Source organism: Corynebacterium sp. HMSC06C06 (genome assembly GCF_001807295.1).
In the GTDB taxonomy this organism is placed as follows: domain Bacteria; phylum Actinomycetota; class Actinomycetes; order Mycobacteriales; family Mycobacteriaceae; genus Corynebacterium; species Corynebacterium striatum.
Genome location: NZ_KV788457.1, coordinates 1 through 9,646, shown reverse-complemented (window position 1 = coordinate 9,646; position 9,646 = coordinate 1). Strand labels below are relative to the sequence as shown.

The 9,646-nt window shown below is 58.9% G+C and carries 6 protein-coding genes and 3 pseudogenes; 4 read left to right on the top strand and 5 right to left on the bottom strand.

The annotated features are described in order from the left end of the window. Nucleotides 1–289 precede the first annotated feature (289 nt). Nucleotides 290–1,315 carry a zinc-dependent alcohol dehydrogenase gene (locus tag HMPREF3153_RS00315; RefSeq protein ID WP_070419714.1) on the top strand — a complete coding sequence of 342 codons (1,026 nt, stop codon included), beginning with the start codon at nucleotides 290–292 and terminating at the stop codon, nucleotides 1,313–1,315. A 38-nt stretch (nucleotides 1,316–1,353) separates the two neighbouring features. Here the strand turns inward: HMPREF3153_RS00315 and HMPREF3153_RS00310 are convergent. The 4 genes and pseudogenes from HMPREF3153_RS00310 to HMPREF3153_RS00295 all read right to left on the bottom strand — a co-directional run bounded on the left by HMPREF3153_RS00310 (nucleotide 1,354) and on the right by HMPREF3153_RS00295 (nucleotide 6,015). Continuing rightward, nucleotides 1,354–2,378: pseudogene (locus HMPREF3153_RS00310) on the bottom strand (Dyp-type peroxidase). Nucleotides 2,379–2,548: 170 nt separating this feature from the next. Next, nucleotides 2,549–3,562 (bottom strand): annotated as a pseudogene (locus HMPREF3153_RS00305) (imelysin family protein). Between the two features lie 53 nt (nucleotides 3,563–3,615). Next, nucleotides 3,616–4,297 (bottom strand): annotated as a pseudogene (locus tag HMPREF3153_RS00300) (FTR1 family protein). A gap of 218 nt (nucleotides 4,298–4,515) precedes the next feature. Further along, entirely contained in the window at nucleotides 4,516–6,015 is a 1,500-nt protein-coding gene (locus tag HMPREF3153_RS00295) for an amino acid permease (protein ID WP_070419713.1), read from the bottom strand. Between the two features lie 82 nt (nucleotides 6,016–6,097). On the opposite strand from HMPREF3153_RS00295, the gene HMPREF3153_RS00290 reads away from it, so the two are divergent. Continuing rightward, nucleotides 6,098–6,754: a MazG nucleotide pyrophosphohydrolase domain-containing protein gene (locus HMPREF3153_RS00290; RefSeq protein WP_046645431.1), complete on the top strand. Its 657-nt coding sequence runs from the start codon at nucleotides 6,098–6,100 to the stop codon at nucleotides 6,752–6,754. Here HMPREF3153_RS00290 and HMPREF3153_RS00285 read toward each other — a convergent pair. Next, a complete protein-coding gene (locus HMPREF3153_RS00285) occupies nucleotides 6,751–7,188 on the bottom strand; it encodes a hypothetical protein (RefSeq protein ID WP_049146929.1) in 438 nt (145 codons plus the stop codon). The two genes, HMPREF3153_RS00290 and HMPREF3153_RS00285, sit on opposite strands and share 4 nt — an antisense overlap. Nucleotides 7,189–7,399: 211 nt before the next feature. Here HMPREF3153_RS00285 and HMPREF3153_RS00280 point away from each other — a divergent pair, with 211 nt between their 5' ends. Further along, nucleotides 7,400–8,191 carry a lysozyme family protein gene (locus HMPREF3153_RS00280; RefSeq protein ID WP_046645433.1) on the top strand — a complete coding sequence of 264 codons (792 nt, stop codon included), beginning with the start codon at nucleotides 7,400–7,402 and terminating at the stop codon, nucleotides 8,189–8,191. Nucleotides 8,192–8,334: 143 nt separating this feature from the next. Beyond that, nucleotides 8,335–9,612, top strand: a complete 1,278-nt coding sequence (gene eno, locus HMPREF3153_RS00275; protein ID WP_005529983.1) for a phosphopyruvate hydratase — start codon at nucleotides 8,335–8,337, stop codon at nucleotides 9,610–9,612. Nucleotides 9,613–9,646 lie beyond the last annotated feature (34 nt).

Genomic DNA, 9,646 nt, shown 5'->3' with positions numbered 1-9,646 from the left:
GCACCGTGGACTAACCCCCACAAACGAAACCCCGGCCGCGGCCGGGGCGATTCGGCATGCCTTCGCGCGGTATGGGGAAACGACCGCGGTTAATGAAATAGGTATTCATTTATGCAGGTCGGGGGTAAAAATGCAATCTTTGCAGACTGAATGCTCTATATCACTCATCGCGTCGGATTCGTGTTAATTCACAGATTTGCGGAATTTGCAGCGGGGTAGAGCGGTTCACGCGCGCGGGCGAGATTTCTAGTCTGGGTGACGTCATCGACCCGTAGTAAAGGAGTACATAATGAGTGATACATTCACCGCCGCTGTCGTCGAAGAATTCGGACCTACTCTGAATATCCGTGAGGCGGATCTTCCGGAACCGGGGCGCAACCAAGCGCTCGTGCGTAACCTTGCGTCGGGCATCTGCCACACGGACGTCCACGCCGCGGAAGGCGACTGGCCGGTTAAGCCGGAGCCACCCTTCATCCCGGGGCACGAGGGTGTGGGCGAAGTGGTCAAGCTGGGACCAGGCGAGCACACCGTCGAGGTAGGCGATATCGTGGGCAACGTCTGGCTGTGGTCCGCGTGTGGTGTGTGCGAGAAGTGCCGCACCGGCTGGGAAACGCTGTGTGACGAGGCGGAATATGGCGGCTACACCGTGGACGGCTCGTTTGGCGAGTACATGCTCGTGGACACCCGCTACTGCGCACGCATTCCGGAAGGCTCGGACCCGATCGAGGTCGCGCCGATTCTCTGCGCTGGCGTCACGGTTTACAAGGGGCTCAAGGTCTCAGAGACGCGCCCGGGCCAGTTCATGGTCATCTCCGGCATCGGTGGACTGGGCCACATCGCGGTGCAATACGCCGTCGCCATGGGCATGCGCGTCATCGCGGTGGATATCTCAGAAGAGAAGCTAGCGCTGGCGAAGAAGCACGGCGCCGAGTACACCGTCAACGCCAAGGAAGCGGACCCGGCCGAGGCCGTTACTGAGTACACCAAGGGCGGCGCCCACGGCGTGCTCGTTACGGCCGTCCACCCGCAGGCGTTCGGCCAGGCCATCGGCATGGCGCGCAAGGGCGGCACCATCGTCTTCAACGGCCTGCCGCCGGGAGAGTTCCCCGCGCCCATCTTCGACATCGTATTCAAGGGCCTCATCATCCGCGGCTCGCTCGTGGGTACACGCCAGGATCTCGAGGAGGCGCTCGACTTCTACGCCCGCGGCATGATTAAGCCGACGGTCGAGGAAGTCAAGCTCAACGAGGTCAACGAGGTCTTCGAGGGGCTTATCAAGGGCGGCATCGAAGGCCGCCGCGTCATTCGCTATTAGGGCGGAGTCCGCGCCGCACGAACGCGGCGCGGACGCATCTAGGCCGTGGCCTCGAACAGCGTGCGGCCCCACCAGTCGTCTTCGCCGGTGGTGCCCGGAGGGCAGGCGAAGATGGAAGAGGACTCGTAGCGCACGTATTCGTTCATCTTGTCCGACTTTGCCAGCTTGGACTGGATCGGGATGAAGCGTTGCTCAGGCGAGTTCACGATGGACACGAAGAATAGGCCCGCATCGAGGTGTCCGAAGTCGTCGGTTCCATCCGTGAAGTTGTACGCGCGGCGCAGCATGCGCGCGCCCTGGTTTTCCTGATGGCTCGCTAAGTGCGAGTGTGCCGTCAGCGGAATCACCGGGCCAGAAGTGCCGTGGTATTCGTCCAATGGCAGCTCGTCGAATTCGTCGCTGCGGCCCAGGGGAGCGCCGTTGCCCTTGGAGCGTCCAAAGGTCTCCTCTTGGTCGGCAAGTACCTGGCGGTCCCAGTTTTCCAGGAGCATGCGGATGCGGCGAAAGTACCGCCGTCAAACCACGAGTCGGTCCCAGAAACCCACACGTGTTCGTTGACGATGTCCTGATCTTCAGCCTTGATGTTGTTCGTACCGTCTTTGAATCCAAAGAGGTTGCGTGGCGTTTGCTGGCCGCGCGTGGTGGCAGTGGCGTGGCCGAATCCTAGCTGGGACCACTTGTATTCCACGACTCCGCTGCCAGCGCGCGCCAGGTTGCGGATGGCGTGGATAGCCACCTGCGGGTTGTCAGAGCACGCCTGGATGGCGATGTCGCCGGAGAACTTCGGCAAGTCTTTGAGCTCTTTCGGACGCGCCGACCCCAGGCCAAAGCGATCGTTGAAAAGCGAAGGCCCAAACCTAATGGTGATCGTGAGGTTCGCAGGCTCCAAGTCATAGGCCTCGCCGGTGTCCTTCGGCACCGAGTGCTGGCCGACGTCCTCAATCGTCTCATCCACTGTGGTCTCGCCGCGGGTCATGCGGCGCGCCATAGCGGTCCACTTCTTGAGCAGCTCCTCCAACTCAGAGCGCTCCTTAGTCACCACGTTAAAAGCCGCGAAGTGCATGCGGTCCTGCTGGGCCGTGGTGATGCCCGCCTGGTGCTCGCCGTCGAACTTGATGGCAGCGTCGCCAGAAGTGGTACCGGCAGAATTAGTCGCGCAACCAGCCACAAGCGTGGTGGCGCCCAAAGCGGATGCGCCCGTCAGAAATGCGCGGCGGCTGAATGCGAATGACATTATTTAGCCACAACTTCCTGGACGGTGGAGACCTTCTCAGTCAGGACATCGAGGGCGTCGGAAAGCTCCTTGTACTTGTCCAGCAGAGTCTGCACCTTCTCGAAGCGCTCATTGATGTCGGTCAGCAGCTGTGGATCGCGCTCATTGAGAGCCTTCTCCAGGGAGGCGATGGCTGCTTTCGAGCCGTCCAGGTTGGCCTGGAAGTCATAGAGGTCGGTGTGGGAGAAGATGTCTTCTTCACCGGTGATCTTCGAGGTTGCAATCTCGTCCAACAGGCCCTGGGCGCCGGAGGCAATCTGAACCGGAGTCAGAGTGTAATCGTCGGCTGCGACGCCGTCGACAAGCTCAGCGATGTCCTTCTTGAGCTGGGCGGCATCCTTCTTGGTCTCGTCGGTGATCTTCCTGTTCACCCACAGATCCTTCTCAATCTTGTGGAAGCCGGTCCAGGTGTCGCCCTCTTCGATGTCGGCCTCGCGCAGGTCGATGCGCGGGTCGAGGTCATCTGGGAAGGACTCCGCCACGGGCTCGATGGCGGCAACGAACTCGTCTACCTGGCCCTACAAGTTATTGGTTTGGGAGCGGACGTAGGAGATGTAACCGTCAACAGCCTGGGTCAGAACCTCATCCTCGGTGGCGGCAACTGCCTCGCCGGTGACGTTGAGCTTCTGGGAAATGCCGTCGCCCACCATGCCTGGCTTACAGGTCAGGGTGTACTCGCCCGGATCGGTGATCTGCACAACCAGCTTGCGGGTAGCACCCGAGCCGATGTTCTCGACCTCACCAACCACGCGGCCGCCAGAGGTGTAGACGTAAAACTCAGTGGTCTTCTTGCTGTTGTTCGTCACGTCGAACGAGGAGGTACCAGTGGTGGCCTCGGCTCCGGAGACCTCACAGGACTCGTCGGAGGCGGTGACGGTGAAGTTGGTGGACTCTGCCTCGTCGACCTTGTCCGCACACGCGGAAAGGCTCAGTAGGGCAGCGGTGCCGGCGACGGCAGCGAGAATGCGCTTCATTGGGTTTGTTCTCCTTGGTTTAAAAAATTGTGAGGCGATGAGATAGAAAAGTGTTAGTGCGCCATGCTTTGCGTGTCTGCTTGCTGCTGCTTAGCTGGCTTTGGCGCTGGGGCAGGGCGGAGGAAGAGATACATGGCGACGACGAGATAGACCGCCCATGCGATCATGGACAGCAAGGTCGGCGCCGGCACGAGGTTGAAGATTCCTTCGAGCAAGGTCGCAAGTGCAGTGCCAGGCGCAATGACGTTAGAGATGTCGAAGGCGAGTGTGTGCAGGCCCGGCAGCAGGCCAGCTTCCTGCAAGTCCGTGATGCCATAGCGCAGGATGCCCGCAGCCACGACGACCAGCAAGATGCCGGTGACTTTAAAGAAGGTGCCGAGGTTGATGCGCACTGCGCCGTAGTACATCGCTACGGCTACGGCTACGGCGATGAGGATGCCTAGGGAAAGGCCGAGCGCCGGCGTCATGGTGGAGCCGTAGGCAAAGGTATCGAACACCAGCAGCGCTGTCTCGATGCCCTCGCGGACCGCGGCCATGAATGCCAGGACGAAGACGGAACCCGCGCCCACTGCGATGGCCGCCTCCAGCTTTCCCTCGAGTTCTGCCTTCATGTTCTTCGAAGCACCGCGCATCCACAGCAGCATGTAGGTGACCAACGCCACTGGCGACGCCGACCCACACCCACCGCATATGGTCCTTACGGCCGGACTTGGCTAGGTAGGCGGCGAGGATCATAACGACCATGGCTGCTTCAAGACCTTCGCGCAGGCCGATGAGCAAGTTAGCAAAAAGCAGCAATTTCTTTCAGGGCAGTGACGAAGGGACGGTGTTCCGCCACTTGAATTATCTAACCAAGGTAAGGCTAACTTGAAATTTATTTGGCGTGATTTGGCGCAAAAAGAAAAGAGGCAACTCACACGTCGTGTGGCTACCCCTTTTAGGAGTTAAGAAGCTTAGAGTGCCAGACTGCCGGTGCTCAGACCCCAAATCGCAGCGATCGCGCCGATGAAGACGATGGCCACGACGCACCATTCAAATGCGTTGAAGACGCGCTCCTTCTTATACAGGCGCGTTCCCACGTAAGGGATAAGACCTGGAATAACGGCGAGCACACCGAGCAAGACATAAACCAGGTCGGCGGCGTAGATAAGCCACAGCGAGTAAACGAATGCGATGGCGCCGATGACGATATGACGGCGGTTTTCCCGCTTCGAGATTTCCGGGCCCGAAAGATCGAACTTCACACCTGCGTGCGGGTGTGAAAGGCCCTTGCCGCGGATACCCAGTAAAAGCAGGTAGAGCGAGGTGAAGATATAAGGCAGCAGGTACATGATGGTGGCCAGCTGCACCATGGCGTTATATGAGGTCTCATTCAGGAAGAACACGATGATGAAGACCTGAATAACAGAGGTGGAGATAAGCTGCGCTACCCATGGGGCGCCGGCCACGTTGATGGTGCCGATCTTGCGAGGCAGCAGGCCGTCGATAGCCATCATTACGATGGGCTCAGCACACAGCATCTGCCAAGACACGTAAGCGCCCAGCACAGAAAGGCAGAGGCCGATGGAGATAAAAGCCGCGCCCCATGGGCCGACGACAGCCTCTAATACGGAAGCCATGGAGTTATCCGGCAATGCTGCCAGTTCAGCTTGGGAGAGCACGCCGAATGACAATGTGGAGACTGAAACCAAAAGCGCCAGCACGGAGAAGAAACCGATGACGGTGGCACGGCCGACGTCGTTGCGGGAGCGGGCCTGCTTGGAGTAGACGGAGGCGCCCTCCACACCGATGAATACCCACACGGTATAGAGCATGATGCCCTGAATCTGCTCAAAGACGGTTGAGCCGGAGTCCTCGCCCCAGAAATCAAAGGTGAACTTATCCCAGCTAAAGCCGAGGAAAGCAATGAAGACCATGAAGGCCAGAATCGGCACTATCTTGGCAATCGAGGTCACCATGCTCATCACAGCGGCCTGCTTAATGCCGCGCGCCAAAACTGCAAAAATGGCCCAAGACATTACCGACACTGCGATGGCGGAGGCCCAGCGATGATCGGCGTCGAAAAGCGGCACATAGTGGCCCACGGTGTTAAAGAAGAGTGTGGCATACCCCACCTGTGCGATTACGGAGCCAATCCAGTAGCCCCAGCCTGCGGTAAAGCCGATGAAATCACCTAGGCCCGCGCGGGCGTAGGAGTACACGCCGGAGTCGAGGTGCGGCTTGCGGTGCGCCAAGTACTGGAACACGAACGCGACAGAGAGCATGCCCACGCCGGCGATGAGCCAACCGATGAGCATTGCGCCGGGACCTGCAACCGAGGCGATGTTTTGAGGGAGCGAGAATATTCCACTGCCCACGGTGGAGCCGATAATCAAGGCGACGAGAGTCCACAGAGTCACCGTGTGATTGCGCGATGACTCGGCGTTCGCCGGGGAGGAAGTAGTGGAGGTCATTCGACTAAAATACCCCGCAAAAGCCACGGAGCGAAGTCAGCATTTAAAACCTGATTACTAAACTGCCCTATACTTTGTGGCCATGACTGTTCTGCTGCTCGATGAACGCTGGCCCACGATGATTCCGATGGAGGCCCAGGGCTTGCTCTTGGGTCCAGTTTCATTTACGGGTGAAGTTCCAGTGCGTGTGCGATGGAACTTCAGCGATCTCCTTTCGGGAGAGGATCCAACCGGGCTCGGGCTGCTCGTTTCTACCGACGCGCACGACGAAGAGGTAGAAGCGCGCCTGGCGGCAGGCGAAAAACTGATTGAGGCGCCCTCGCGCCAGGATCCGATGCTCCAAGCCCGCGAAGCGATGATGCAAGCGGTGCGGATAGGGCAATGGGAGCGGGCGCAGACTCATGAAAGCCTTTTGCCGTACTTGGCGGAAGAATCTCAAGAGTTTGCGGAGGCGGTCCGGGAACGCGCGGGGGATGAAGAATTGTGCAAGGAGCTTGGCGACGTCCTCCTGCAAGTTCTCTTCCATGCCGAGCTCGCCTCGCGGCGAGGCGCGTTTACGCTTGACGACGTCGCGGCTTCCTTCGTGACCAAACTTCGCTCGCGCGCACCGTATCTTTTTGATGGAACCCGCGAGCTAGTCGACGTCGAAAAGCAAGAGCTCCTGTGGGCAGAAGGAAAGGCCCGCGAGAAGTCGCAAGCCTTGGGTTTAGACTCCGGGAATTTGGAATCGGAGTCTTAAAGCTTCGGCAGGTTCAGGGTGGAGGAGAGCATTGGCAGGTAGTCCGAAATCTGGGATGACAGGCCGGTGCCGCCGGTGAGCAGGGTGTCCTGCTTGACGATGCCGCAAGCCAGTGCGCGGTCGGCGGTCAGGCCGGAGTACTTGATGGCTGCGATAGTCAGCGGGGAGATCTGAGCCTTCCGCTCGCCACCGAGATTCTGCAGGTTGTGTGCGAGTTGATTGCGGGTGGTGTTTTCATCGAGCAAAACGCCCGGGGTGTTCTGATCAATTAGTGTCAGGGCGGTGCGGACGGTGCCGCAGTCGGCTCCGGAGATGAGCTGCGCTGCGAGGCTGTTGATGTCGCCCAGCAGGTTCTGGGCCTGTGCAGCAGCCGGAGTGGCGGCGCCAAGGGCGATGGTGGCCAGGGCTGCGGCGGCGATTCGGCGGATGTTCATGTGACTCCTTCGGGAGGGGAAATGCGGGGTTGAGTAAGAGGAGGGTTAGGTCAAAAAGTCCAGACTTAACAGGGTTACTGTAGCGCAAAATGTTACGGGTGTGAATATAACGACATAATTTTTGCTAGTTTGCTGGATTTCTTCTGGGAGGATGCTCTCTGTCGAAGTGTCAGGTGGGGCAGGGATGTGTTGCCCGTTAAGATTGCTACCCATGACTAAGCGGCTGCGGAAACTCGGGGGCTGCGGCCTAGCCGCAGTCCTCGCTGTGGTCGTTATCGTTTCCCTTGTGGGCTGGGTTCTCTCCGCATTGGGCAAGCCAGCGACCTTGAAACAGCTGCAACCCGTGCCAGATGCCATGCCACCGTTGGCGGGAATGGCGGTTCCCGATATCGACGTGCACGCTGAGGGGCGTACAGCCGACAAACTAACGTATTGGTCCTCCCAACTGGAAGCTGAAACCGGTATCTCCGGTCAAGCGTTGCGGGCCTATGGAAATGCAGAGCTTATTGCTCGTGACGCATGGCCAGAATGCAATCTTCACTGGACGACCCTTGCGGGGCTGGGATGGGTGGAGACCCGCCACGGCACATACAACGGAAACTGGTTCCGTCCGTCGAAGTTGGATGAGAATGGCTATCCCGATCCGCCGATTATTGGCATTGCGTTGGATGGAACGAATGGGACGGCCCATACGCCGGATACCGATGGTGGGCATTTTGATGGCGATGCCGAGTTTGATCGCGCAGTTGGCCCGCTCCAATTCATCCCTTCCTCGTGGGAACATGTCGGCCGTGACGCAAACGGGGATGGTGTAGCCGATCCCAACCAAATCGACGATGCAGCACTCGGTGCGGCGGCACTCTTATGCTTTGGTGGAAGAAATTTGTCGGTTCCTGAAGATTGGCGTGCAGGCGTACTTAATTACAACCAGTCGGAGGACTACCTGCGACGCGTGGCTGCTGCAGCCAATGCTTATTCGATTCCGCAGCCCGCTGCTTCGTAGAAAAAATCACGTTTTAGCTCACTATGTGACTTTCTGTCCGACACGTTCCGAAGTTTTCTGGAACAATTGGCGGCAGGTGATTTGGGGCAAGAAACCCAAAGCACATATCTAAACCAATTTGGCTCAATAGGAGTGAAAGCAGCATGGCTGACATCATCCACGTATTTGCTCGAGAGATTCTTGATTCCCGCGGTAACCCGACCGTCGAGGCAGAGGTTTTCCTTGATGACGGTGCACACGGCGTAGCCGGCGTCCCGTCTGGTGCTTCCACAGGTGTTCACGAGGCACACGAGCTTCGTGACGGTGGCGAGCGCTACCTGGGCAAGGGCGTTCTCAAGGCTGTTGAGAACGTCAACGAAGAGATCGCTGACGAGATTGCTGGCTTCGAGGCCGACGACCAGCGCCTCATCGACCAGGCCCTCATTGCCCTCGACGGCACCGAGAACAAGTCTCGCCTCGGCGCAAACGCCATCCTGGGTGTTTCCATCGCTGCTGCTAAGGCTGCTGCTGAGTCCGCAGCCCTACCGCTGTACCGTTATATCGGCGGCCCGAACGCCCACGTTCTTCCAGTTCCAATGATGAACATTGTTAACGGTGGCGCACACGCTGACTCTGGCGTTGACGTTCAGGAGTTCATGATTGCTCCAATCGGTGCTGAGTCCTTCGCAGAAGCACTGCGCATGGGCGCTGAGGTTTACCACTCCCTGAAGTCCGTCATTAAGGAAAAGGGACTGTCCACCGGTCTCGGTGACGAGGGCGGCTTCGCACCAGAAGCTGAGTCCACCAAGGCTGCTCTGGACCTTATCGTTGAGGCAATCAAGAAAGCTGGCTTCGAGCCAGGCAAGGACATTGCCCTGGCACTCGACGTTGCTTCCTCTGAGTTCTTCAAGGACGGCAAGTACCACTTCGAGGGCGGCGAGCACACCGCTGAGGAGATGGCCAAGGTTTACGAGGAGCTCATCAACGAGTACCCAATCGTCTCCATCGAGGATCCGTTGCAGGAGGATGACTGGGAGGGCTACACCAAGCTCACCGCAACCATTGGTGACAAGGTCCAGATCGTTGGCGACGACTTCTTCGTCACCAACCCAGCCCGTCTGGCTGAGGGCATCGAGAAGAAGGCTGCTAACGCTTTGCTCGTGAAGGTTAACCAGATCGGTACCCTGACTGAGACCTTCGACGCTGTCGAGTTGGCTCACCGCAACGGCTACCGCACCATGATGTCTCACCGCTCCGGTGAGACCGAGGACACCACCATCGCTGACCTTGCAGTGGCACTGAACTGTGGCCAGATCAAGACTGGTGCACCGGCTCGTTCCGAGCGCGTTGCTAAGTACAACCAGCTGCTGCGCATCGAGCAGGAGCTCGGCGAGGGCGCTGTCTACGCAGGCCGCTCCGCATTCCCTCGCTTTCAGGGCTAATTCTGTTATGTCCATGGGCTTTTTGGACACGGAG